At 55.7% G+C, this 22840-nt stretch carries 22 protein-coding genes, 1 tRNA gene, 1 rRNA gene and 1 pseudogene; 16 read left to right on the forward strand and 9 right to left on the reverse strand.

What is annotated here, in order from left to right; all coding sequences use genetic code 11:
• The first annotated feature begins 153 nt into the window (after positions 1-153).
• Positions 154-591, forward strand: coding sequence for a cytochrome c (locus J7413_RS13710; protein ID WP_209099088.1), 438 nt, complete (start codon positions 154-156; stop codon positions 589-591).
• 12 nt (positions 592-603) lie between these two features.
• Here J7413_RS13710 and J7413_RS13715 read toward each other — a convergent pair whose 3' ends face one another.
• Positions 604-873 carry an I78 family peptidase inhibitor gene (locus J7413_RS13715; RefSeq protein WP_209099089.1) on the reverse strand — a complete coding sequence of 90 codons (270 nt, stop codon included), beginning with the start codon at positions 871-873 and terminating at the stop codon, positions 604-606.
• A 183-nt stretch (positions 874-1056) separates the two neighbouring features.
• Between J7413_RS13715 and J7413_RS13720 the strand changes: the two genes are divergently transcribed.
• Positions 1057-2193, forward strand: a complete 1137-nt coding sequence (locus tag J7413_RS13720; RefSeq protein WP_209099167.1) for an S-(hydroxymethyl)glutathione dehydrogenase/class III alcohol dehydrogenase — start codon at positions 1057-1059, stop codon at positions 2191-2193.
• A gap of 70 nt (positions 2194-2263) precedes the next feature.
• Here J7413_RS13720 and J7413_RS13725 read toward each other — a convergent pair whose 3' ends face one another.
• A complete protein-coding gene (locus tag J7413_RS13725; protein WP_209099091.1) occupies positions 2264-2884 on the reverse strand; it encodes a TetR/AcrR family transcriptional regulator in 621 nt (206 codons plus the stop codon).
• Between the two features lie 118 nt (positions 2885-3002).
• Positions 3003-3350 (reverse strand): helix-turn-helix domain-containing protein, encoded by a 348-nt coding sequence (locus tag J7413_RS13730; RefSeq protein ID WP_209099092.1) that lies wholly within the window; start codon positions 3348-3350, stop codon positions 3003-3005.
• A 72-nt stretch (positions 3351-3422) separates the two neighbouring features.
• Between J7413_RS13730 and J7413_RS13735 the strand changes: the two genes are divergently transcribed.
• Genes J7413_RS13735 through J7413_RS13750 form a run of 4 tightly spaced genes read left to right on the forward strand, consistent with a single transcriptional unit; the run spans position 3423 to position 6621 of the window.
• A complete protein-coding gene (locus J7413_RS13735) occupies positions 3423-4313 on the forward strand; it encodes a DMT family transporter (protein ID WP_209099093.1) in 891 nt (296 codons plus the stop codon).
• A 41-nt stretch (positions 4314-4354) separates the two neighbouring features.
• The gene (locus J7413_RS13740; protein WP_209099094.1) at positions 4355-5284 is read left to right on the forward strand and encodes an AEC family transporter; all 930 of its coding nucleotides are present in this window, start codon (positions 4355-4357) and stop codon (positions 5282-5284) included.
• 36 nt (positions 5285-5320) lie between these two features.
• Entirely contained in the window at positions 5321-6154 is an 834-nt protein-coding gene (gene fghA, locus J7413_RS13745; RefSeq protein ID WP_209099095.1) for an S-formylglutathione hydrolase, read from the forward strand.
• Positions 6155-6171: 17 nt separating this feature from the next.
• Positions 6172-6621, forward strand: a complete 450-nt coding sequence (locus J7413_RS13750) for a YaiI/YqxD family protein (RefSeq protein ID WP_209099096.1) — start codon at positions 6172-6174, stop codon at positions 6619-6621.
• A gap of 2 nt (positions 6622-6623) precedes the next feature.
• Here the strand turns inward: J7413_RS13750 and J7413_RS13755 are convergent, their stop codons facing one another.
• Complete coding sequence (locus J7413_RS13755; RefSeq protein ID WP_209099097.1) at positions 6624-7217, reverse strand: SRPBCC domain-containing protein; 594 nt, start codon at positions 7215-7217, stop codon at positions 6624-6626.
• A gap of 199 nt (positions 7218-7416) precedes the next feature.
• Between J7413_RS13755 and J7413_RS13760 the strand changes: the two genes are divergently transcribed.
• From J7413_RS13760 to J7413_RS13770, 3 genes are all read left to right on the forward strand, one after another.
• Entirely contained in the window at positions 7417-8382 is a 966-nt protein-coding gene (locus J7413_RS13760) for a DMT family transporter (protein WP_209099099.1), read from the forward strand.
• An 84-nt stretch (positions 8383-8466) separates the two neighbouring features.
• Positions 8467-9090 carry an HAD family phosphatase gene (locus J7413_RS13765; protein ID WP_209099101.1) on the forward strand — a complete coding sequence of 208 codons (624 nt, stop codon included), beginning with the start codon at positions 8467-8469 and terminating at the stop codon, positions 9088-9090.
• Positions 9090-10016 carry an NAD(P)-binding domain-containing protein gene (locus J7413_RS13770; protein WP_209099103.1) on the forward strand — a complete coding sequence of 309 codons (927 nt, stop codon included), beginning with the start codon at positions 9090-9092 and terminating at the stop codon, positions 10014-10016. The genes J7413_RS13765 and J7413_RS13770 overlap by 1 nt, the downstream gene beginning before the upstream one ends.
• Before the next feature lie 87 nt (positions 10017-10103).
• Here J7413_RS13770 and J7413_RS13775 read toward each other — a convergent pair whose 3' ends face one another.
• On the reverse strand, positions 10104-11342 hold the full coding sequence (locus J7413_RS13775) for an MFS transporter (RefSeq protein ID WP_209099106.1): 1239 nt from the start codon (positions 11340-11342) through the stop codon (positions 10104-10106).
• A gap of 138 nt (positions 11343-11480) precedes the next feature.
• Between J7413_RS13775 and zapE the strand changes: the two genes are divergently transcribed.
• The 3 genes and pseudogenes from zapE to J7413_RS13785 all read left to right on the forward strand — a co-directional run bounded on the left by zapE (position 11481) and on the right by J7413_RS13785 (position 13523).
• Positions 11481-12539 carry a cell division protein ZapE gene (gene zapE, locus J7413_RS13780; protein WP_209099108.1) on the forward strand — a complete coding sequence of 353 codons (1059 nt, stop codon included), beginning with the start codon at positions 11481-11483 and terminating at the stop codon, positions 12537-12539.
• A 72-nt stretch (positions 12540-12611) separates the two neighbouring features.
• Positions 12612-12782, forward strand: a pseudogene (locus J7413_RS20730) (LysR family transcriptional regulator); the annotation flags it as partial.
• 21 nt (positions 12783-12803) lie between these two features.
• Complete coding sequence (locus tag J7413_RS13785) at positions 12804-13523, forward strand: substrate binding domain-containing protein (protein ID WP_348538753.1); 720 nt, start codon at positions 12804-12806, stop codon at positions 13521-13523.
• A gap of 58 nt (positions 13524-13581) precedes the next feature.
• Here the strand turns inward: J7413_RS13785 and J7413_RS13790 are convergent, their stop codons facing one another.
• Positions 13582-14286: an NAD(P)H-dependent oxidoreductase gene (locus J7413_RS13790; RefSeq protein WP_209099112.1), complete on the reverse strand. Its 705-nt coding sequence runs from the start codon at positions 14284-14286 to the stop codon at positions 13582-13584.
• A 265-nt stretch (positions 14287-14551) separates the two neighbouring features.
• On the reverse strand, positions 14552-17341 hold the full coding sequence (locus J7413_RS13795) for a bifunctional aconitate hydratase 2/2-methylisocitrate dehydratase (RefSeq protein WP_209099114.1): 2790 nt from the start codon (positions 17339-17341) through the stop codon (positions 14552-14554).
• A 515-nt stretch (positions 17342-17856) separates the two neighbouring features.
• Between J7413_RS13795 and J7413_RS13800 the strand changes: the two genes are divergently transcribed.
• The 4 genes from J7413_RS13800 to J7413_RS13815 all read left to right on the forward strand — a co-directional run bounded on the left by J7413_RS13800 (position 17857) and on the right by J7413_RS13815 (position 22120).
• Positions 17857-18741: a GNAT family N-acetyltransferase gene (locus J7413_RS13800; RefSeq protein ID WP_209099116.1), complete on the forward strand. Its 885-nt coding sequence runs from the start codon at positions 17857-17859 to the stop codon at positions 18739-18741.
• A gap of 333 nt (positions 18742-19074) precedes the next feature.
• The gene (locus tag J7413_RS13805; protein ID WP_209099118.1) at positions 19075-20289 is read left to right on the forward strand and encodes a GTP-binding protein; all 1215 of its coding nucleotides are present in this window, start codon (positions 19075-19077) and stop codon (positions 20287-20289) included.
• Between the two features lie 266 nt (positions 20290-20555).
• Positions 20556-21233 carry a DUF1007 family protein gene (locus J7413_RS13810; protein WP_209099120.1) on the forward strand — a complete coding sequence of 226 codons (678 nt, stop codon included), beginning with the start codon at positions 20556-20558 and terminating at the stop codon, positions 21231-21233.
• Between the two features lie 110 nt (positions 21234-21343).
• A complete protein-coding gene (locus J7413_RS13815; RefSeq protein ID WP_209099122.1) occupies positions 21344-22120 on the forward strand; it encodes a hypothetical protein in 777 nt (258 codons plus the stop codon).
• A 445-nt stretch (positions 22121-22565) separates the two neighbouring features.
• Here J7413_RS13815 and J7413_RS13820 read toward each other — a convergent pair.
• Positions 22566-22642, reverse strand: a tRNA-Met gene (locus J7413_RS13820).
• A 113-nt stretch (positions 22643-22755) separates the two neighbouring features.
• Positions 22756-22840: ribosomal RNA gene (gene rrf, locus J7413_RS13825) — 5S ribosomal RNA — on the reverse strand; the annotation flags it as partial.

Raw genomic sequence — 22840 nt, forward strand, 5'->3', positions numbered from 1 at the left:
CCCAGTCTGCGTCGTCGGGGGGCACTTTCCCAAAAGCCTTCATACCCCAGCACATTCAAATCACTGTGACCTCCCTGATAGGCAGGCGGCTTAACCTTGTCTTGCCCAGCGCTTCGACTTTAACTGAGCGCAGCCACATCTAAGGATTTCGCCATGCGTCGCATATTTGCTCTGACTCTCGTGACCCTCACCGCAGGCATGGCCTACGCGCACAACGGAGTAAAAGATCCGCAGGTCATGGCGCGGATGCAGGGCATGGAACAGATCAGCGGCGCGTTCAAAACACTGGTCAGCATGGCCAAAAATGAAACGCCCCTCCATCAGGCCAAAGCCCGCATGGCACGTGACACCCTTGTGTTGCATTCCAGCAAAATCACCGCGCTCTTTGAACCACAGGCCAGCGATCCGAAATCCGAAGCCTTGCCCGCGATCTGGGCAAACTGGGATGATTTCAGCGCGCAGGCCGACAAACTGCAAACCACTGCGAAAGCGCTCGATTTCAAAGACCGCGCAGCGCTGGCAGACACGCTTGGTGCGGTGGGCGGCACCTGCCGTGCCTGCCACAAGAACTACCGCGCCAAGAAAAATTAATGTTTGCCGCGTTTAGCCGCAGGTGATCTTGACGATCTTGCCACTCTCGTCATGAACCACGTTCAGACGCTCCTGAACGAAATCCATGGTCGCAGCGGAATTTTCGCCCAGAACACGCACCACTTCCGGGGTTGTCACCCCCTCAAGTGCGCTTTTGTCTTGCCCGATCAGAAAGGCAAAGGCATCCGGATCACACTTTGTACTGCCCAAACTCACCGTTTCATCTCCTTTGCAGGCCACCAGCGCCGTGAGGCACAAGGCCATCAAGCCCATCATTCGCATTTGATCACTCCGTTCGTCCTATTTTCGTCGCCCAGATCCGTGCACAGCAACATGCGCGGCCTGCCCCTGCTCAGCGGCGCAACGCTATGTGGCGTAATTCGGGCTTGCGACGTCGCCATTAAGGTTGCATAGCGCCCGAGTTTCAACCACGCTCTGAGCAAATCATGGAGGATAAGCAAGATGATGCGTACCCGTGCCGCCGTCGCGCTAGAAGCCGGCAAACCGCTGGAAATTATGGAAGTGAACCTCGAAGGCCCCAAGGCGGGTGAGGTTCTGGTGGAAATCAAGGCCACCGGCCTGTGCCACACCGATGAATTTACCCGCTCCGGCGCGGATCCCGAGGGTCTCTTCCCCTCCATTCTCGGCCACGAGGGCGCAGGTGTTGTTGTGGAAGTGGGCGAAGGCGTCACCACGCTGAAACCCGGCGATCACGTGATCCCGCTCTACACGCCTGAGTGCCGCGAATGTCACGCCTGCCTGTCTGGCAAAACCAACCTCTGCACCGCAATCCGTGGCACGCAAGGTCAAGGCCTCATGCCCGATGGCACCACGCGTTTCTCCATGCTGGATGGCACGCCGATCTACCACTACATGGGCTGCTCGACCTTTGCCAACCACACGGTTCTGCCGGAAATCGCGCTCGCCAAAGTGCGCGACGACGCGCCGTTTGACAAAATCTGCTACATCGGCTGCGGCGTCACCACCGGCATTGGCGCGGTGATCAACACCGCTGGCGTGGAACTCGGTTCTTCTGCGGCGGTCTTTGGCCTCGGCGGCATTGGCCTCAACGTCATTCAGGGCCTGCGCATGGCCGGTGCCGACATGATCATCGGCGTCGATCTGAACGACGACAAAGCCGAAATGGCCAAGAAGTTTGGCATGACCCACTTCGTGAACCCATCCAAACTGCCTGAAGGCCAGTCGGTCACCGAAGCGATCATCGAGCTGACCAAAACTGAGAAAGATCAGTTTGGCGGCGTGGATTACTCCTTTGACGCCACCGGCAATGTGCAGGTCATGCGCGACGCGCTGGAATGCTCCCACCGTGGCTGGGGTGTCTCTGTGATCATCGGCGTGGCCCCTGCCGGTGCCGAAATCTCCACCCGTCCGTTCCAGCTGGTCACCGGCCGCGTCTGGAAAGGCACTGCCTTTGGCGGCGCCAAGGGGCGCACCGACGTGCCCAAGTTTGTCGATTGGTACATGGACGGCAAAATCGAGATCGACGAGATGATCACCCACAAACTGACGCTGGATGAGATCAACCACGGCTTCGACCTGATGCACGAAGGCAAATCCATTCGCGCAGTGGTTGAATTTTAAGGCGCTATTATAAACACCACAACGGGTCGCTACGGCGACCCGTTTGCTTATTGTCTACAAAACGCGCCTGCTACCCCACCCCATAACGTGCCATGAACATCTCCACCGCGCCATCGACCACATAATCCACCTCTTCCTGGGTAAACTGTGTTTGCACCCCAGTCACCTGGCGCAGAAACAACCCTGCCTTGCAGAGCTCTTCAAATTGGTCGGCCGCCAAACCGGGATCCGGCACAGACAGCTCTCCGCGCGCCTCAGCCTCTTGAAAAAACTCCGTCAGCCGATTGCGGCAAAGCTCCGGTCCAGAGGCATAAAACTGCTGACCAATCTCCGGAAACCGATCCACTTCAGACACACAGACCCGGAACATATTGCGACCGAATTCCGACAGAATGATCCCCATGAGCCCGCGCCCCACCACACGCAGCACATCGGCCACCGGTTGCGCATCATCCACCTTGGCCTCAAGCTGTTCAGCCTGCTCCTCGCATTCGCGGCGGGCCACCTCCATGAACAGCATCCGCTTGTCTGGAAAATAGTTGTAAAGCGTCGCCTTAGACACCTGCGCCGCCTGCGCAATGTGATCCATACTCACGCTTTCAAAACCATGCTGCATGAACAACCGGCGCGCGTGCTCCAGAACCTGTGCGAATTTACGCCCCTGTCGGATGATGGCTGTCTGGGTGTTCATATGGCTGTGCGGACCTCCGGGCTGGCGTGCGCCAAGACACTACACCGCTGGTTTCCCTTGCGGCAAGCCTGATGACGAAACTTGTTTCGGCATGCCTATCAGTATTCCGGAACCACCCCTAGTCTTTGTCAGCGTCCTCCAGCCCCCGCGCCCACGCCTGTGCCCAGGGACCCAAAGGGTCCAACAGGGCAAACAGCGCGTGGCCAGTGTCACTCAATTCATATCCCGCATCGCCGCGCTGCACCAAACCACTGGCCATCAGCTCCTTAAGCCGTCTGTTCAACACCGTTGGCGACACCTGTTCGCAACGGGCCTGCAACGCGCGAAACGTCAGCCCGCCCTCTGACAATTGCCACAAAACCCCAAGCGCCCAACTGCGCCCCAGAAGGTCAAACAACGCCATAATCGGTTTGCCCGTTTTTGACCCGCGTACAGGTTGGCCGGGCGTTGGCACAGGATTTGTCATGAATTCTCCTTGCTACACTTTTGGTAGCGTATTATTGCTACCGAAAGTGTAGCGATTCCAACGAGCCCTGTCATGCCTCTTCTTCCCATTCTTGCAGCACTCGGCGCATCATTTGGCTGGGCCAGCGGCATTGTGATTGCCCAAAGCCCCGCCAAACAGCTGGGGGCCTTTGCCTTCACCCACATCCAACTGATCGCCTGCGGCCTGCTGGCCGCTGCGCTCACAACCGCACTGGGGCACTGGCACACCATCCCGTGGCAGTTCTGGCCCGCCTTTGTGTTCAGCAGTGTTTTTGGCATCCTGCTGGGCAATCTCGCCATGATCGCGTGCCTGCGCAGAGGAGGCCCACGGCGGACAGAGCTGCTGCTGTCCCTAAAAGCACCGATTGTGGGCGGCATTGCGTTTGTCTGGTTACAAGAAATCCCCGCGCCAACGGATCTCCTCGGCGCCGCGATCACCCTGATCGGGGTCTGCATCGCCATTGTCTTTGGCACCAACACCCAATCCCAAAGTGATGCCAGCGCCGCACCCTTGTTGCATATTCTCGGGCTGGGCGTGGTGGCCACGGCTTTGCAAGGAGCGGGCTTTCTGGCCATGAAACCCGCGCTTGAAGCGGGCTTAACACCAATCGCGGCCACCGCCCTGCGCCTCCTGGGTGCCGCGCTCCTGATTTCCGTCATCGCGTGCGTGCCGGCCAAAGCCATGAAACCGCACGCCCCGCTCACGCCTGCGTTGTTGGGGGTGACGATCCTGCCTGGCGTCATTGGCTACATTGTGGCCTCTTCTCTGCTGCTGTTTGCCTTTGCGCGTCTGGATGCGGGCATCGCAGCAACCCTGGGCGCATTGTCCCCCGTGTTGATCTTGCCGATCCTCTGGGTGAAAGAAAAAGTGCCCCCCCATCCTGTGGCGATCCTCGGCGCAATGATCGCCGTGTCGGGCACAGCGGTCATCGCCTTGCTTTAGGCCACCCTTGCCACCCGCGCCAAACCTGTTAAGCCTTGGCCATGCTGGCAATCTTTCTGAAAACACTGCCGTTTTTTGCGCTCATTGGCCTTGGCTACTGGGCCGGGCGCACGCGTTTCTTCTCAGAAGAGGCCACCGCCTATCTCACAAAATTTGTGTTTTACTTTGCCCTTTCAGCGATGCTGTTTCGGTTTGCGGCCAATCTCAGCCTCGCAGAGGTTCTGAACTGGCGCCTGATGGGAGCGTATTTGCTGGGATGCTGCGCTGTCTACGGGCTCGCCACACTGGTCGCGATGCTGCGCAAACAAGACATCGCGACAGCGGCGGTCGAGGCCCAATGCGCCACAATTGGCAACGTCGGTTTTCTAGGCGTGCCCATGCTCACATTGTTGATGGGCCCAGAAGCCATTGGCCCGGTGATGCTGGTTCTTGCAGTGGATCTGATTGTGTTTTCCAGCCTGATTGTGATCCTGATCACCGGATCCAAAGACGGCAACATGAACCTGTCCATTCTGCGCACAGTGGCCGCAGGGCTGATCCGCAATCCGATGATTGTCGCGATTTCGCTTGGTTTTATCTGGTCCGCGCTGGCCTTGCCAATTCCTGCGCCCGTCAATGAATTTCTGGCCATACTGGGCGGTGCCGCAACCCCGGGAGCGCTGTTTGCAATCGGGGCTTCGCTGGCCTCAAAATCCGCCGAACGTGCGGGCGTCGCGTTGTGGCTCAGCTTTGCCAAATTGGTGCTGCACCCGCTGTTTGTGGCCATTGCAGTCCTCTGGATTTTGCCAATCGACCCCTATTCCGCAAGCGTCGTGATCGCCGCTGCCGCCCTGCCTGTGGCGGGCAATGTCTACATGCTGGCGCAGCACTACGGCGTTGCCCCGCATCGCGCCTCCGCAGCCATTCTGTTTTCCACGATTGCCTCCATCGCAACCGTGTCTCTGGTCATTGCATGGGTCAGCCAGTTCTGACATTTTGGCGCAAACCGTTTGGCAGGAGCCCCACCCATGGAAATGATCTCTGAAAACCGCGCCTTTGGCGGCACACAGGGCGTATACACACACAACGCACACACCACCCATTGCGAAATGACCTTCGGCCTGTTTCTGCCCGAAGAAGCCAAAGATGGCCCCGTTCCGGTGATCTGGTATCTCTCCGGCCTCACCTGCACCCATGAAAACGCCATGGTCAAAGCGGGCGCACAGCAATGGGCCGCAGAACAAGGCGTGGCGCTTGTGTTTCCGGACACCTCTCCGCGCGGCGAAGGCGTGGCCGATGATGCCGCCTATGATCTGGGTCAGGGCGCAGGCTTTTATGTCAACGCCACGCAAAAACCATGGGCCCCGCATTTCAACATGTGGGATTACATCTCCGAAGAGCTGCCGTCCTTCCTACAGGAATACGCCCCGCTCGACATGTCACGCCAGTCCATCATGGGCCACTCCATGGGCGGCCACGGCGCTCTGACGCTGGCCATGGCACTGCCGGGCCGCTACCGCTCTGTGTCTGCCTTTGCGCCGATCTGCAACCCAACCGCTGCCGACTGGGGCCGCAAACAGCTCTCCGCCTATCTTGGCGCGGACGAAGCCGCATGGGCGGGCCATGACGCCACGCTCCTGATGCGCGAAAAAGGCTTTGACGGCCCCGTGCTCGTCGACACCGGCACCGCCGATCAGTTCATCGACCTCTTGCGCCCCGAAGCCCTGGCCGAAGCCGCCACCGCCCGCCGCCAGGAGGGCAGCTTCCGTCTGCAGAAAGGCTACGACCACAGCTACTTCTTCGTCTCGACCTTCATGGAAGAGCATATCGCCTTCCACGCCGAAGCGCTCTACGCAGACTAAGAACAGAAAGCGCCAACATGACAGCGATTTACGTGGATGCCGACGCCTGCCCTGTGAAAACAGAGGTCGAGCGCGTCGGCACCCGGCACAAGGTCAATATCTACGTGGTGTCCAACGGCGGTCTCCGGCCCAGCCAGAACCCGCTGGTGGAAAACGTGATTGTGCCCGAAGGCCCGGACGTGGCTGACATGTGGATCGCTGATCGCGCAACAACAGGCGATGTCGTCATCACCGGCGACATCCCTCTGGCTGCAAAATGCGTCGAGGCGGGCGCCCGCGTGCTCAAACACAACGGCGAAGCGCTCACCGCGGCCAACATCGGCAATGTGCTCGCCACGCGCGATCTGATGGCGGATCTGCGCGCGGCCGATCCCTTCCGTCAGGGCGGCGGCAAAGGCTTCACCAAAGCAGACCGCTCTCGCTTTCTGGATGCGCTGGAGCGTGAATTGCGCGCAGCCCAGCGCTGATCCTAGGTCCGCCTGGTCAGCAGCTGCTCCATATGGTCAAACCCTTTGCTCCAGCCGCTGTCCAGGCCCGCCCGCATTTGGGCAAAACAGGCGCGCTCCGCCGCTGAGGCATCCACCGGTTCCTGAACAAGCTGCAACATGGTGCCGCGACCATGCTCTGCCAAGGTCAGCGTGCTCCGCAGCTTTTGTGGCCAATCCGGCATCACTGCGCTTGGCAGCGCTCTCCATTCCGCGTCTGAGGTCTGATGCAGCCACGTCAGGCGCGCGCCTGCTTCGACCTCCTCAAACGTCATACGGCTGAAATCTGACCGCCCATTCCAGCGCATCTCACTCAGCCACAGCCCACCGGGGCGCAGGTCAAACGCATGGATCATCGTATGCACACCCGGCCCATACCACTGCGCCAAAAGCGCAGGCGTGCTCCAGGCTTTCCAAACAAGATCGCAAGAGACCTTGCAGATGCGGTTGTAGGTATAGGCAGTGCCATCGCCCACAGCGCCAAGCGCCCTCTCCTGCGCGGCCAACGACCGCAGCGTTGCACGCAATTGCGCCAAACGCTGCTCACGCTTTGGCTGCCGCTGCACAGTAGTATCCATGTGATCTCGCTCTAAAAGACTATCCAGCGCCTCAAAAACGCCGCTTCAACGAAAATCTTCAGCTAAATATCTTTAAATAAAGTCAATTTTTTCAAGAACGTCGACAACAGAACGCCATAAACTCAGGAACACGACGCCCTAGGCTGCTTTGGTCGCTTTTGCTCTAGACACTGAACATGTGTTCAGTCCAACTACCCCTATGACCAAACCCTCATCATACCGCCTGCCCCTTGGGCCTCTTTCGGCCCTGATCGCCGTGATCTTCTTTTCAATCAACGACGCGACGATCAAATTCCTGTCCGGCGACTATGCGCTGCACCAGATCATTCTGATCCGGTCGCTGATTGGTTTGGCGATCCTTCTGGCCATCATTGTTCCGCTGCAAGGCGGTTTTGGCGTCTTGCGCACGAAACGTTTGGGCATGCATATGCTGCGCGGCTTCTGTGTTGTCGCGGCCAACACGCTGTTTTTCCTCGGCCTGTCCGTTTTGCCTCTGGCAGATGCGGTTGCCGTGTTCTTTGTGTCCCCGCTGCTGATCACCGCCTTTTCCGCACTCCTGCTGGGGGAAAAAATCGGCCCCCGCCGCCTGCTTGCTGTCAGTCTCGGCATGGTTGGCGTGCTCATCATGGTGCGCCCCGGTGCGGAGGGTTTCAACGCGGCGCTGCTCATGCCAATTCTGGCGGCGGTCGCCTATGCCCTCTTGCATGTGCTCACCCGCAAGATTGGCAGCACCGAAAGTGCCGCCACCATGTCGGTCTATATTCAACTGGTTTTTGTGGTGGTGTCCGCAACTGTCGGCGCGACACTCGGTCATGGCACCTGGGAACACAAAGGCGGCGATATGCTGCAATTCCTGCTGCGTGCGTGGCACACACCCGACGCAGGCGACTGGCCCTTCCTCGTATTTCTGGGCATCGCCAGCGCGGGGGGCGGCTTCTTCATCTCGCAAGCCTACCGCCTGTCAGAAGCCAGCCTGATCGCACCGCTGGAATATGTCGCCATGCCCATCGCCGTGCTCGCCGGGATCTTCATCTTTGGCGAATGGCCCGCCCCATCCACATGGCTAGGCATGGTGCTGATCATCGGCAGTGGCCTGTTTGTGTTCTGGCGCGAAACCAAGCTGGATGTTGTGCCCACACCGGATCGGCCGCGCACACGGCGCTAATTTAACGCGACCAGATAAAATCAAGTTCCCCTCTCTGCGACAGCGCTCTACGGTCAGCGCAAAACATGCACACAGGGGAACACCATGTCGCAAATTGAGGCCGTAATTTTTGACATCGGCAACGTCCTGATCGAATGGCAGCCAGAAAATTTCTACGACCGCACCGTGGGAGAAGCCCGTCGTAAAGCTTTCTTTGCCGACACCGAGATTCACCGCCACCACGAAGCGATTGACGCCGGTGCTTCCCTGCCCGCCATGATCGACAGCCTCGTGCCGCAATACCCGGAGTATGAAGCGGAACTGCGGATGTGGAATGACAACTGGAACGATCTCGCAGCCCCCGCCATTCCCCACTCCGTGCGCTTGCTGAATGCGCTCGTCGACAAGGGCGTCACCGTTTTCACGCTCACGAATTTTGGCCACGACAACTTCCCGATGTCACAAGCGGTCTATCCATTCCTCAACCGCTTTGACCGCGAATACGTCTCCGGGCGCCTCAAGCTGATCAAACCTGATCCCGCAATCTACGCCCATGTCGAGGCCGACAGCGGCATCGCGCCTGACAAGCTGCTCTTTACCGATGACCGCGCCGACAACATCGCCGCTGCCGCCGCGCGTGGCTGGCAGACCCACCTCTTTGCGCACCCACAGGGCTGGGCAGATCGCTTGGTCGCAGAGGGGCTGTTGACCGCCCAAGAGGCCGCGTAATGATTCCGTATATCTCCTTTGAAGACGGCGAAAAACACATCGACTGGATTGACCTCACCGACGCGCTTGCTGCAGGCCATGCCCTCCCGCGGGCCGAAATCTCTGACAGCCTGCTCTATCGCGGGGAGGACACGCTGCTGCAACGACAGGCCTGGATTGATGGTCTTGGCATCGCGGTGAAGTCCGCGACTGTGTTTCCGGGAAACCCGGCATCAGATGTGCCCATGATCAATGGGGCCGTCACTCTGTTTGACGACACGAACGGCACATTGTCCGCACTGATCGATTTTCACCTCGTCACCAAATGGAAAACCGCTGGCGACAGCCTTCTGGCCGCGCGCCGATTGGCCCGCCCAGACAGCCGTCACATTCTCATCATCGGCGCCGGAACGGTGGGGCGCAATCTTCATGCCGCTTACAGCGCCGCATTTCCACAGGCTAATTTCACCGTCTGGAACCGCACCAAAGCCAACGCCGAAAAAATGGCGTCTGAAATAGACGGTCTTTCTGTTGCCACAGATCTCGAAACAGCGGTGCGCAAAGCCGACATCATCACCTCGGCCACAATGACCTCAGAGCCGACACTGCGCGGTGACTGGTTGCAGCCGGGACAACACATCGACCTGATCGGCGCCTATCGCCCCGACATGCGCGAGGCCGATGACACCACGCTCCAACGCGCGCGCCTATTTGTCGACAGTTTCGAGACAACGCTTGATCACATCGGCGAGCTGAAGATCCCACTCACCGAAGCCACAATCAAACGCGAAGACGTGCTGGCCGATTTTTATGCGCTCGACAAATTTCAGCGGCACTCCGACACAGAGATCACCCTCTTCAAGAACGGCGGAGGGGCGCATCTCGATCTGATGACCAGCCGCTACATTCTGGAGCAGTGGCAGGCCGCGCAACGTACGCTTGGGTAACCTTTCTCACCCCTCCAAATTTGGCACCTACGCAATACAGTCGCGATACCGACGCAATACCGACGTGCCAAAATTTGGTTAATTTGCCTAAGCGGCGGCCGCAACAGGGGTGCGGTTCTCGCGGATCGGCAAGTGCACAATCGCGCTGAACGCGCCGACGCCGACGCCAACCCACCAAACCGCTGTGTAATCGCCGTACAAGTCATACATCCGCCCGCCCAGCCAGACGCCCAGAAAACTGCCAAGCTGATGAGAGAAAAAGACAATTCCGTACAGCGTCCCCATATAGCGCAACCCATAGAGATGCGCGACCAGACCAGAAGTCAGAGGCACCGTCGCCAGCCACAGCGACCCCATCACCACAGAGAAGACAATCACGCTCATTGGGGTGATCGGCATCAGAATAAACACCGCCGCCGCGATGGTGCGCCCCGTGTAAATACCTGCAAGCAAATACTTTTTCGAGTAATGCTTCCCAGCCCAACCCGCCAGCAAAGTGCCGCCAATATTGGCCAGGCCAATCAGCGAAATCGCCACCGCCCCCAATGCCGAGGTCGAAGTCACCCCCATATTGGCCAGCATACTCCCCGCCGCAATCGGCCCGCACATCTCAGTGATCATCGCCGGGAAGTGCGCTGTGACAAAGGCAAGCTGATATCCGCAGCTAAAAAACCCAAGGAAAATCAACGTGTAAGACGGATCTCGCAACGCTTTTCCGAGGATCGCCCCCATGCTCTCCTGCAGATGCTCCTTAGGCAAAACAGGCGCCCGCATCATCGGCAGCAGCGCCAGAACCCCAACAATCGCGACCGCGAAGATCAAGAAGGTTTCCTGCCAGCTCATAAAGCTCAGCATCCACTCCGCCATCGGCGCGCCAAACACCTGCCCACCAGACCCCGCCGCCGTCGCAATCGCCAAAGACATAGATCGGTTCTCGTCCGAACTTGCCCGTCCCACAACGGCGAGGATCACACCAAACCCTGTGCCTGCGATCCCAAATCCTACAAGGATTTCATACATTTGATGCGCTTGTGGCGTGACTGCAAAAGACGATAACACAAGCCCCGCCGCATAGGTCAATGCTCCGATGATGATCGCCTTACGGTCGCCGATCTTCTCCGCAATCGCACCAAAAATTGGCTGCCCAATGCCCCACGCCAAATTCTGAATAGCGATCGCCAGCGAAAACTCACTGCGCAGCCAGCCAAATTCCTCAGCAATCGGTATCTGAAACACCCCAAAGCTCGCCCGAATGGCAAAGCTCACCAGAATGATAACACAGCCCACAATCAAAACAGGGGTCATAAGCGGGGTTTTCTGCGGCATGGGGCTTCTCCTGTTGCGCAGCGCACATACTGCACATCTGAAGTAAAATGCACAATTCAGTATTTGTTTGCTCTACGATCAATGCTTCGAATACGAGCCCACTTTTCCTTTACGCTGCAATTGGCTACACCCAGCAATATGACAAGTTTGCCAGAGATTTACGCCGCCAAAGTTGCTGACGGCACCCTCACGCCTGATGACGCGCAAACCGCCGTTTTACCGGAGCTGGAGCGCATACGAGCCGCGCTTGCAAAGCCAACGAAAAAAGGCTGGTTCCGCAAATCAGTCAGAGAACCCGTTCAGGGTCTTTATCTCTGGGGAGGTGTTGGGCGCGGCAAGTCCATGCTCATGGATCTATTTGTCGACAGCCTCTCTGTCCCTGTCCGGCGCGTGCATTTTCACGCCTTCATGCAAGAAATCCATGAGGCCATGCACCAAGCCCGGTCAAAAGGAGTCGAAGACGCGCTCCAACCTGTGGCGGCGGCGGTTGCCGAGAGCGTTCGAGTTCTGGCTTTCGATGAAATGCAGATCACCGACATCACAGATGCAATGATCGTTGGTCGCCTGTTCGAAAAGCTGTTTGACGCAGGTGTCGTGGTTGTTACGACGTCCAACCGCGTCCCAGACGATCTCTACAAGAACGGTCTCAACCGCCAGTTATTCCTGCCTTTTATTGCCATAATCAAAGAGCAACTGCGGGTTTGGGAGTTGGTCAGTCCAGTAGACTACCGACAAAATCGTCTGGCCGGCAATCAAGTGTATTTCGTGCAAGCAGGCACCGAAGCGCGGGCACAAATCCGGTCCATCTGGGAAGATCTCACAGGAGGGGAGGCCGAGCCCCTTGTGCTGACAGTCAAAAGTCGAGAAGTGACGCTGCCCGCTTTCCGAAATGGCGTCGCCCGCGCCAGTTTCTTTGATCTCTGTGGGAAAATGCTCGGGCCAGGTGACTACCTTGCCATTGCGAACGCCGTGCGGGTTCTGATCCTTGAAGACATACCGGCCCTAAGCCGCACAAACTTCAATGAAGCCAAACGTTTTGTCACCCTCATTGATGCGCTTTACGAAGCACGCGTGCGTCTCATTTGCTCTGCAGCCGCCGAGCCTGAAATGCTGTATCTGGAAGGCGAAGGCACATTCGAGTTTGAACGCACAGCATCCCGTCTCCGTGAAATGCAGGACGCAGACTGGGGAAAATAAACCGATTGCGCATCTCGGCAAAAGCCGCCATCTCTGTGTGACACTTCCAGTTACACAGCGAATTGCCACACGATGGACACTGACAGCCTGCGTCTTTTTGTTCTAGCCGCAGAAAAGCTCAACATAAGCGCAGCTGGGCGGCAGCTTGGCTTGGCCCCCGCTGTGGCAAGTGCACGCCTTGCCAAATTAGAGCACTCGTTGGGCGCAGATCTTCTACACCGTTCAACACGTAAGGTGGCACTCTCTCTAGAGGGCGCTGAATTTTTGCCCTACGCACGCGAAATGCTTCTACAAGAGGAAGCGGGCCTTGCAGCTCTGGGACGCGGTCAGGCAACCCCAACCGGAACCCTGCGCTTCACGGCCTCCAGTACATTTTCCCAGATCTACATTGTCCCGATACTCCCCAAATTTCTTGAGCGGTTTCCGGGCATCACATTGGACCTTCGCCTCTCTGACAGTCGGTTCGACCTGATCGAAGGCAGCTTTGACTTGGCGATCCGCAATTCAGCGCTGGAAGATACCAGCCTCAAGGGGCGCAAGTTGGCCGATGATCAGCGCATTCTGTGCGCCGCTCCCAGCTATCTTAAGGCGCGTGGCGTGCCACAAACGCCCGACGACCTTAAGTCCCATGAGCTGATCGCCTTTGCCAATCAGGACGCGCGACCGCTCTTGGGAAAAAATGGCCAGACTGCCAGTTTCGCCCCTCAAGAAGCGAAAAGCCGCATCATTCTTGACGATGGCCTAAGCCAAAAGCTTGCGACAATTGCCGGGGCGGGCATCTCCATCAACTCTATGTGGTGTGTGCACAAAGAGCTGGAATCCGGGGCTTTGGTACATGTGTTGCCGGACTACGAAATTTCAGATGGATCGGTGATCTGGCTGGTTTATCCCAAAGCCAATGCGCTTTCACCGAAAGTGCGGGTTTTCATGGATTTTCTGATTGCTGAAATCGGCAAAGCACCTGTCTGGCCCCAAAAAACGTGAAACCGCGCCCTATTAGGGGCGCGGCCGGGACACTTCCAACGAGGATGTGTGTAAACGCTTAGAACCAGCTCACTGTCTCTTCCATGGTACGGCGAGTTTTGTCGAATTGCGGCTCGTCTGCGCGATAGCCAAAGGCGAACATGACCGCAGGCTTGTAGAGTTTGGGATCGACGCCGAAATGCTCTTCCAGCACCTCAGAAGTCAGAGCCATATCAAATCCTTCAATCGGGCAGGAATCAATCCGGAGCAGCGCACCGGCTGTCATCATGTTTGCCAAAACAATATAGGCCTGTTTTCCAGACCAATCTGCAATTTCACGATCCGTCTTGATGTGGTGATCGCTATCTTGGAACTTCCCGTATGCACCGTTGAAGATCTCGATCACCTCATCGGGCAACTGCTTCACGGTCCGATAGAAGTTTTGCAGATAGTCAGAGCCCGCAGTCATCGTTTCAGCGGTGTGCGCCAAGATGATGCCAAAATGACTCGCTGTGCCCAACTGGCCCGAAGTGCCATTCATCATGCCATTTGCACCCCAGGAGAATTCGCGGAACAGTTCGCGCTTTTCCTGCGACTGAATCATCAGAATTTTAAAGGGCTCGTGACCGAAAGAGGTGGGCGACAGGCGCGCAGCTTCCAATATCGTATCAAAGGACGCGTCATCAATTTTGCGTTCGGGATCGAACACCTTGCAGGCATGGCGAAACTTGAAGGCTTCGATGATTTCAGCCTGTGTGCGTGCGGTTTCAGTGATGTCTTTCATATCTTCTCTCCGAGAAACTGGTTGAGTTCACATAAGAGAAGGGCCGTCAGAGTATTAGCTGGCGGTACGGTAAAAGAGAATTCGTGCTGCGCATATAATTGGGCGGCACCATCGCTGGAACTGCGTCGCTTGCCGCAGCCAATCATGAGACACGACCTGTTAAGGATCACGCGTGTCGGCTGCGCGAAGCAGTAGAACCTCCTGCGTCACGCGCCCCAAAAAGAACCGGGCAACATCTGCTTAAGATGTTGCCCGATCAATCTGTTTAGAAGTGCGCCGACTTGGCGTCTGCAGGCACTTGAAGGGGAGGAGCGAACTTGGTCAGGTCAATCCCTTCGACAGCGGCCTTATACTCTTCCAGAGTTGGCGTGCGCCCCAGAATTGCGGACAGCACCACAACTGGTGTGGACGCCAGCAAGCTTTCGCCTTTCTTCTCAGGCAAGTCACCCACCACACGACCCTGGAACAAGCGGGTCGAAGTTGCCAGAACCGTGTCACCTTTCGCGGCTTTTTCCTGGTTGCCCATGCACAGGTTACAGCCAGGACGCTCAAGATAGAGGATGTTCTCATACTCAGTGCGGGCCTGGGTTTTTGGGAACATGTCATCAAAGGTGAAGCCAGAATAGCGCTGCAGGATTTCCCAATCGCCCTCTTCTTTCAACTCGTCGATGATGTTGTAAGTCGGTGCAGCCACAACCAAAGGTGCGTTGAATTCGACCTTACCGTTCGCCTTTTCCAGATTTTTCAGCATCTGGGCAACGATCTTCATGTCGCCTTTGTGTACCATACAGGAACCAACAAAACCCAGATCCACCTTTTTGTCCGCGTTGTAGTAAGACACTGGGCGGATTGTATCGTGGGTGTAGCGCTTGGACACATCGTCGTTGTTGACGTCAGGGTCCGCGATCATTGGCTCAACAATTTCGTCAAGATCCACAACAACCTCAGCGAAGTACTTCGCATTGGCATCTGGTGTCAGCGCAGTTTTTGCACCGGACTGGATCTCAGCAATGCGCTCATCCGCTTTGTCCAGCAGCCCTTGCAGAGTGCCTGCCGCATTTTCCATGCCTTTGTCGATCATCACCTGAATGCGCGACTTTGCGAGTTCCAGCGAGCCGACGAGCGTGTCGTCGTTGGAGATACAAACGGAGGCTTTCGCCTTCATTTCCGCGGTCCAGTCGGTGAAGGTGAAGGCTTGGTCAGCCAGCAGCGTACCGATGTGAACTTCGATTACGCGGCCTTGGAACACGTTGTCACCATGCTGCTTGAGCATCTGTGCCTGTGTAGCGTGGACAACATCACGGAAGTCCATGTGATCGGCCATCTGACCTTTAAAAGTCACTTTCACGGACTCAGGGATTGGCATTGCAGCCTCACCAGTCGCCAGCGCCAGAGCAACTGTTCCGGAGTCGGCGCCAAAGGCCACACCTTTGGACATACGCGTGTGGCTGTCACCACCGACGATGATATCCCAGTCGTCCACTGTGATGTCATTCAACACCTTGTGGATCACGTCCGTCATGGAATGGTATTCGCCCTTAGGGTCACGCGCAGTGATCAGGCCGAAGTCATTCATGAACTTCATAAGCTTAGGGATGTTCGCCTGGGCCTTTTTGTCCCAAACAGATGCGGTGTGACAGCCGGACTGATAGCCCACATCCACTGACGGAGAAATCACGGTGGCCGCCATTGCCTCAAGTTCCTGAGCCGTCATTGGACCAGTGGTGTCTTGAGAGCCAACCACGTTCACCTTTACGCGTACGTCCGACCCAGCATGCAGCGTGGCACCTGGCGTGGTGCCCAACGCGTTGCGGTTGAAGATTTTTTCAACAGCGGTCAGACCCTGCCCTTCGACGGACACTTCCTTGGACGCGGCATAGGCGGACTTCAGTTCCTGACCAAGTGCCGCTGCTGCGAATGTCTGCAACTTCTTACCAAAGACCACGGCGTAGGAACCGCCAGCCTTCATGAACTCCACCTTTTGGGGAGTGAACGCAGCAGAAACATCTTTCAGCACATTACCGTCAGCGTCTTGCAGAGTTTTGGTCTTGGTGTTGATGGTCAACACTGTGCCAGTCGCCACGGAATAGGCTTCTTCCAAAACGGCTTCGCCATCTTCATCGACAACGACATTGCCATCGGCGTCTGTCTTTTTGACCCAGTTATCCAGATCAATACCGATGCCGCCGGTCACACCAACAGTGGTCAGGAAGATCGGAGAAATGCCGTTTGTGCCTGCAACAACAGGGGCGATGTTGATGAACGGCACGTATGGAGATGCTTTCTTACCGGTCCACAGCGCAACATTGTTCACACCAGACATACGGGACGAACCAACACCCATGGTGCCTTTTTCAGCAATCAGCATAACGCGGGCATCAGGATGCTGCTTTTGCAGCTCTTGAATGGCAACCTGATCCTCGGGGGAACACATGCATTTGCCGTGCAGCTCGCGGTCAGCACGCGAGTGTGCCTCGGCACCTGGCGAAAGCAGGTCGGTGGAAATATCACCGATGCCAGCAATATAGGTCACCACTTTGATTTCTTCTTCAACCTCAGGCAGCTTGGTGAAGAACTCTGCCTTGGCGTAGCTTTCGAGAAGCTCCTTGGCGATCGCGTTGCCTGCTTTGTAGGCTTCTTCCAGACGGTCAGTATCCGCTTCATAGAGGAAGACCTGAGTCTTCAGAACCTCTGCAGCTTGCTGTGCCACGGACGCGTCATCACCCAGCGCGAGATCGAGAAGCACGCGCACAGATGGGCCACCCTTCATGTGAGACAGCAGTTCGAAGGCAAACTCAGCACTGATTTCTGCAACTTGTACCGCGCCAAGAATGATCTCTTTCAGGAACTCAGCCTTAACGCCTGCAGCGCTGGTTGTCCCCGGCAGCGTATTATAAATGAAGAAGTTCAACGCATCGTCACGCGCATCATTTTCCGCATCTTTGATCAGATCGATCAGTTCCGCGACGAGATCTCCCGCATCGATTGGTTTGGGGCTCAAACCTTGCTCTTTGCGCGTTTCGATTTCAGCTAGGTAATCCGTATAAAGGCTCATGGCTATCCTGACGAGTAAGCGTTAGAAGAAGCGAGAGCACAGGGTGCTGAAACGAGTCAGCGCGCCCTGCAGCGCTCTTTGTATGCCGATGTATACCAAGTAAGGCTCAGTTACAAGGACCACTGAAGTCACAATATGCCTAAAACACGACCTGAACTAGGCCAATCGAGCTAAAAATGCATAACCGACACTGGCTTTTCAAACGCAGCTGCGAACGTGAGTGGCTGCGATATAGGCTGTGTTGGTACAGCTTTGTTTAGGTGATCTTTTTACACAGATATTGTGCGCCCACATCGCGCGCGCAACTCAAACGGCGTGAGGCAGTTCTATAGCCATAGCCACTCAATCACAGAAAGGATCAGAAAAACCGGCACAGAAAGACCTGTCGCGACCAGCAAGGCAGCTGACTTTGTCCATTTGGCACTGGGCGCCACTTGACCATAAACACGGGTTTGCTTTGAAATTCTCATAACTTTATTAACCATGATTTAGGTTTCAGATGCGTTAATGCCGACATGTTTGATGCCTGCCCAGAAATGCCTTTAACGCCACTTCAGCAAAGCGATGCCTACCGCAAAGCCCTCGCTTTGACACAAACTCGCACCTCTACGCTCGAAGATGGCACGCTGATATTGCGCCGGAAACTGGCCGGGGTTTCATTGGCAATGCTGCCACGGGCCCAACTTTCCCCAGAAACCTTGCCAGATTTAATCCGCACGGCCCGAAAGCGTCAGCACCTAGGTAAGGACATATTAATTCTAAACCCTGACACGCCGTCCAAATGGCTCGGAAAACTCGGCGCGGTACCGATTATGACGCCGCAGTACATCGCAGAGCTCTCTCTGACAGAAAATCTGCGCGCGGGTCTCAATCAAAAATGGCGGAACAGGCTGGTCTTTGCGGAGCGTCAAGGCCTTCGCATCACGCGGCAAAACATGACACAAAAGCCTGATCAATGGCTGCTGCAAAACAACCAAGAACAACAGAGAGAACGCGGCTATAGCGGCTGGTCCGACGCCCTTACCTTGGCGTATGCAAAGGCCAATACTGGCGATGCTAAGCTCTTCACCGCCTTTGACGGAAAAACACCGGTGGCGGCCATGCTCTTCCTGAAGCATGGAAGAAGCGCCACTTACCACATCAGCTACACAACGCCCGAAGGCCGCGCATTGTCAGCGCACAATCTACTTATGTGGCAAGCCATGATTTGGCTGGGTTCTAAAGGTGTGACCCACTTAGACTTGGGCGGCGTATCGACGGAGCATGCAGCGGGGCTGGCACGTTTCAAACTCGGGACTGGCGCTAAGCTGAGACGTCTCGGCGGAACATGGATTTGGTGGCCAACCCTGGGCAGATGCCTGCGCCCTTTGAGCTTTCTAGATCAAAAGCTCATGCGTTAGAGGCACCTGAGTTAGGCATCCCGCAGATCATCTGCAATCACAGTGTAGGGTAGCTTCGCACGAACAAAAACTTACGAATTTCTTCGAAGAGCCTACCGGGAACATACGTCAGAAATCATCTTGCATATCGTTATGTTATAACATAATAGATTCTGCGACCCTTAGCGAACAGCCAAAAAGGTAAGGCCCTTAAGTTCTGATGGCAGTTAAACAGAGCGTCTGCAGGTGGTTGGCTACCTGCAGGCATGCAACCTGCCTCACAGAACTGCGCACCCCGATACAGAAGCGCAAACGTGCATTACCCCAGTCGGCCCCTACCCATGAGGAATTTCAATGCATGATGCGCGTCTTCCGGTAACTGTTCTGTCTGGCTTTCTTGGCGCAGGCAAAACGACCTTACTCAATCGCGTTCTGAATAACCGCGAAGGCAGGCGCGTGGCTGTGATCGTGAATGATATGTCAGAAGTGAATATCGACGCCGACCTTGTTCGTGCAGACACGGAACTCAGCCGCACGGAAGAAACGCTCGTGGAAATGTCAAATGGCTGCATCTGCTGTACTTTACGCGACGATCTGCTCGCAGAGGTTCGCCGCCTCGCTGCGGAAAAACGTTTTGACTATCTGTTGATCGAATCCACTGGGATTGCAGAACCTCTGCCAGTCGCAGCCACCTTTGATTTTCGGGACGAATATGGCGAGAGCCTGTCTGATGTGGCGCGCCTTGATACGATGGTCACGGTCGTAGATGCGGTCAATCTCTTAAAGGATTTTTCAAGCCACGATTTCTTAAAAGACCGCGGTGAAGTCACTGGCACAGAAGACGAGCGCACCTTGGTTCATTTGCTGACAGACCAAATGGAATTTGCAGATGTGGTCGTTTTGAACAAAGTCGGCGATGCCACTCCAGAACAGCGGGACGCCGCGCGCAAAATTATCCGCAGCCTAAACGCAGATGCTGAGATTATAGAAACCAACCACTCCGATGTGGCTGCAGACAAAATTTTGAACACGGGTTCATTTGACTTTGACAAAGCACATGAGCATCCAATGTGGGCCAAAGAGCTTTACGGTTTTTCTGACCATGTGCCAGAAACAGAAGAATACGGCGTTGCAAGCTTTGTCTACCGTGCACGACAACCGTTTATTCCGGAAAAAATCCTCGCTGTCCTGAATGGTGAACTGGAAGGCGTTATTCGTGCAAAAGGCCATTTCTGGATCGCAACACGGCCAGATTGGGTTGCTGAGTTTTCATTGGCTGGCGCTTTGTCGAGTGTACAGCCTTTGGGAACTTGGTGGGCTGCAGTTCCGCAAGAACGCTGGCCCGACCATGCTTCAGCACGCGCCTATCTTGAACAGCACTGCGTCGCGCCCTGGGGCGATCGACGTCAAGAATTGGTTTTCATTGGCGCAGGCATAGATTGGCCATCGCTAAAAGCACGACTGGACGCTTGCCTGGTTCCGATTGTCATGGCGGATGGCCCTGCTTCCCTGCCTTTGGATTTACCTGACCCTTTCCCCAGCTGGCGCCGGATTGAAGAGGTCGCATAAAACCTCGATAGGTGTGACTGTTTCAAAGTTGCAATGCCCCGCGCGCTAGAACGCGAAGAAACAACGGAACCTTCTCCATCACGTGCAAGGACTGCAGCCTGCTAAAGCCCCATAATGTTAGCCTTGTGGTGCTTTGCAACGCTGCACCTTGCAGTGACGGAAACCAAAGTGGCCACGCAAAAGGTTGGTAGACACTGGAAAGATCACCTAAGCTTGTGTGCAGGCCCAACACAAAGTCAGAAGACAATACCTCCATGGACAGAAAGATGAAGGATCACTTTCGAAAATGGCGCCACACAATCATTTTGATTGTGACGATGGCCTATTCAGCAGTGTTTTTTCCGGTTCCAGCGCATTCCCATCCACACGTTTACATTGACGGTGGCGTCGATTTTGTTTTCGACGCTCAAAACCAACTATCCGCCCTAAACGTGACATGGCTCTATGATGACTTCGAAACGCTTTACATCCTCTCTTCCTATGGAATGTCACTGAATTCAGAGGGAAAACTTGATGAAAGTGACCGGCAAGAACTTATACGCCTCAGAAGTAAATGGCCGCTGGATTTTAGTGGTTCAGCGCACCTCACGCGCCGTGGCCTGGGAATCCCATTGGAATGGCCGACCGAGTTAGATGCGCACTTGATCGATGGGCGCCTGCAACTCACATTTCGTCGCGCACTGAAAGAGGCCATTGAGCCGTCAACAGACCCATTCGAGGTGGCATTTTATGAATCGACATATTTCTTTGCCTTTAAGCTCATAAATCCACCAAACTTAATTGGAAACTCAGGCAGCTGCACAGCGGAAATGATCCCGTTCAAGTCTGATGTTCAAAATAAGAGCCTGCAAGCAGCACTTGCATTGCTAAATCGTGAAGAAACGCCTCTTATTCCAAATGTTGGGGCGGATTTTGCAGATCGGATCGTCGTAAAATGCGAGTAATTTTGGCGGCATGTTTTTTGAGCATCTTGGCGATCGCGGCTTTTATGGTCGCGGATACAACCGCGCTTTCTGTTTGGGCGGCTGAAGCCCAAAGAGGCTTTCAAAACCAAATGGCCACCACAATTCGCGCTTTAAAAATGGGGGACCCGGGGGCCTATGCTGCACTGCTCAGCGCCACAGCTGCATATGGGTTTGTCCATGCACTCGGACCAGGCCACGGAAAATATCTGGTGGGTGGCGTCGGCCTCGCGAGCGCAATCTCACCCACCCGTCTTGTCGGCCTCGCCTTCGTGTCGAGCATCGCACAATCTCTATGGGCCATAGTTCTGGTATATGGCGGTTTTCTACTGCTGGAAACAGGAGCCCATCAAATGACGGGCTGGGCAGAAAATATCCTCGCCCCAATGAGCTATATTGCGATCTCTTGTGTTGGTCTTGCGCTTATTTTTCGCGGTGTCAAAGCACTGCCAAAAACAACTCATGCACACGCGGGGCATCATCACAGCTCCCCCCATTCCGATGCATGCGGGTGTGGGCACGCACATGGCCCCACGCCGGAGCAGGCCGCAAACATCACCTCGCTGAAAGAGGGCACACTTCTTGTTTTGTCGATCGCCATCCGCCCATGCACAGGGGCAATTTTCTTGCTTGTGATTGCTTGGCAAATGGACTTCAAATTCGCCGGAGCATTGGCTGTGGTGGTAATGGGGCTGGGGACAGCCGCACTCACAGGCATCGTGGCACTGTCGAGCACCTCGCTCAGGAGGCTCACGTTGCGAGCCTCAGGCTCAGTCACCACCATCGCATCTGCCTTTCCAGCATTGCAAATTATTGGTGGAACGCTGATCGTTTTGTTCAGCTTGGGTCTGCTGGGTATACGATTATAGAGCCGCTGCGCGTTTCACGTCATCGTGGGCGCGGATTTCACGCGATCTTGGGCAGACGTTTTCGACTAACTGAAGGAAACTTCTCTCCAATTTGAATGTAGGGGCTAAATGCCAACAGGACTTCTGAACATGCGCCGAATACGAGATTTATTGCGATTGAAGTTTAACAAGGGATTGAGCGACCGAGCGGTTGCAACTTCACTGGGCATTGCCAAGGGTAGCGTGGGCAGTTAGCGCGAATATGTCGATAATCTGGTGGTAACGCTGACAGAGGAAGGTGTGGCTGGCAGAGCGAGCGATGAGCTTCACGAGCTTATGGATCGTGTGGTCGTGTCATATGATCATGACGCAAAGAACCACATCCTGGATATGCAGGCCAATTTGATCGCCAAACGCAAGGATCGCCCCTTGGGGCGTTATCGTACTGATATCTATTTTCAGATTTTGGTTGCGGGAGTAGGATTTGAACCTACGACCTTCAGGTTATGAGCCTGACGAGCTACCTGGCTGCTCCATCCCGCGGTGGTTTTGATCGCGTGCTTTTTTGTGCTTCGATCTGTTTTCCTTCAGGTTGATTTTTTGATCTGAAGGTATTTTTGTTATCGTTTTGAGAGATATTTGAGGTCGTTTGATAGGTTTGGCGATGACCTACTCTCCCACAGCTTAAGCAGCAGTACCATCGGCGCAACGGTGCTTAACGACCGGGTTCGGAATGGGACC

This window comes from Shimia sp. R10_1, from assembly GCF_017744095.1.
Taxonomy (GTDB): Bacteria; Pseudomonadota; Alphaproteobacteria; order Rhodobacterales; family Rhodobacteraceae; genus Shimia.

Coding starts and splice junctions, on each gene's coding strand:
- J7413_RS13800 (WP_209099116.1), top strand. CDS start 17,857: ATGTTTGATGCCTGCCCAGAAATGCCTTTAACGCCACTTCAGCAAAGC.
- J7413_RS13770 (WP_209099103.1), top strand. CDS start 9,090: ATGATTCCGTATATCTCCTTTGAAGACGGCGAAAAACACATCGACTGG.
- J7413_RS13715 (WP_209099089.1), bottom strand. CDS start 873: ATGCGAATGATGGGCTTGATGGCCTTGTGCCTCACGGCGCTGGTGGCC.
- J7413_RS13750 (WP_209099096.1), top strand. CDS start 6,172: ATGACAGCGATTTACGTGGATGCCGACGCCTGCCCTGTGAAAACAGAG.
- J7413_RS13795 (WP_209099114.1), bottom strand. CDS start 17,341: ATGAGCCTTTATACGGATTACCTAGCTGAAATCGAAACGCGCAAAGAG.
- fghA (WP_209099095.1), top strand. CDS start 5,321: ATGGAAATGATCTCTGAAAACCGCGCCTTTGGCGGCACACAGGGCGTA.
- J7413_RS13775 (WP_209099106.1), bottom strand. CDS start 11,342: ATGCCGCAGAAAACCCCGCTTATGACCCCTGTTTTGATTGTGGGCTGT.
- J7413_RS13765 (WP_209099101.1), top strand. CDS start 8,467: ATGTCGCAAATTGAGGCCGTAATTTTTGACATCGGCAACGTCCTGATC.
- J7413_RS13760 (WP_209099099.1), top strand. CDS start 7,417: ATGACCAAACCCTCATCATACCGCCTGCCCCTTGGGCCTCTTTCGGCC.
- zapE (WP_209099108.1), top strand. CDS start 11,481: ATGACAAGTTTGCCAGAGATTTACGCCGCCAAAGTTGCTGACGGCACC.
- J7413_RS13735 (WP_209099093.1), top strand. CDS start 3,423: ATGCCTCTTCTTCCCATTCTTGCAGCACTCGGCGCATCATTTGGCTGG.
- J7413_RS13790 (WP_209099112.1), bottom strand. CDS start 14,286: ATGAAAGACATCACTGAAACCGCACGCACACAGGCTGAAATCATCGAA.
- J7413_RS13810 (WP_209099120.1), top strand. CDS start 20,556: ATGAAGGATCACTTTCGAAAATGGCGCCACACAATCATTTTGATTGTG.
- J7413_RS13815 (WP_209099122.1), top strand. CDS start 21,344: ATGGCCACCACAATTCGCGCTTTAAAAATGGGGGACCCGGGGGCCTAT.
- J7413_RS13725 (WP_209099091.1), bottom strand. CDS start 2,884: ATGAACACCCAGACAGCCATCATCCGACAGGGGCGTAAATTCGCACAG.
- J7413_RS13710 (WP_209099088.1), top strand. CDS start 154: ATGCGTCGCATATTTGCTCTGACTCTCGTGACCCTCACCGCAGGCATG.
- J7413_RS13730 (WP_209099092.1), bottom strand. CDS start 3,350: ATGACAAATCCTGTGCCAACGCCCGGCCAACCTGTACGCGGGTCAAAA.
- J7413_RS13720 (WP_209099167.1), top strand. CDS start 1,057: ATGCGTACCCGTGCCGCCGTCGCGCTAGAAGCCGGCAAACCGCTGGAA.
- J7413_RS13740 (WP_209099094.1), top strand. CDS start 4,355: ATGCTGGCAATCTTTCTGAAAACACTGCCGTTTTTTGCGCTCATTGGC.
- J7413_RS13805 (WP_209099118.1), top strand. CDS start 19,075: ATGCATGATGCGCGTCTTCCGGTAACTGTTCTGTCTGGCTTTCTTGGC.
- J7413_RS13755 (WP_209099097.1), bottom strand. CDS start 7,217: ATGGATACTACTGTGCAGCGGCAGCCAAAGCGTGAGCAGCGTTTGGCG.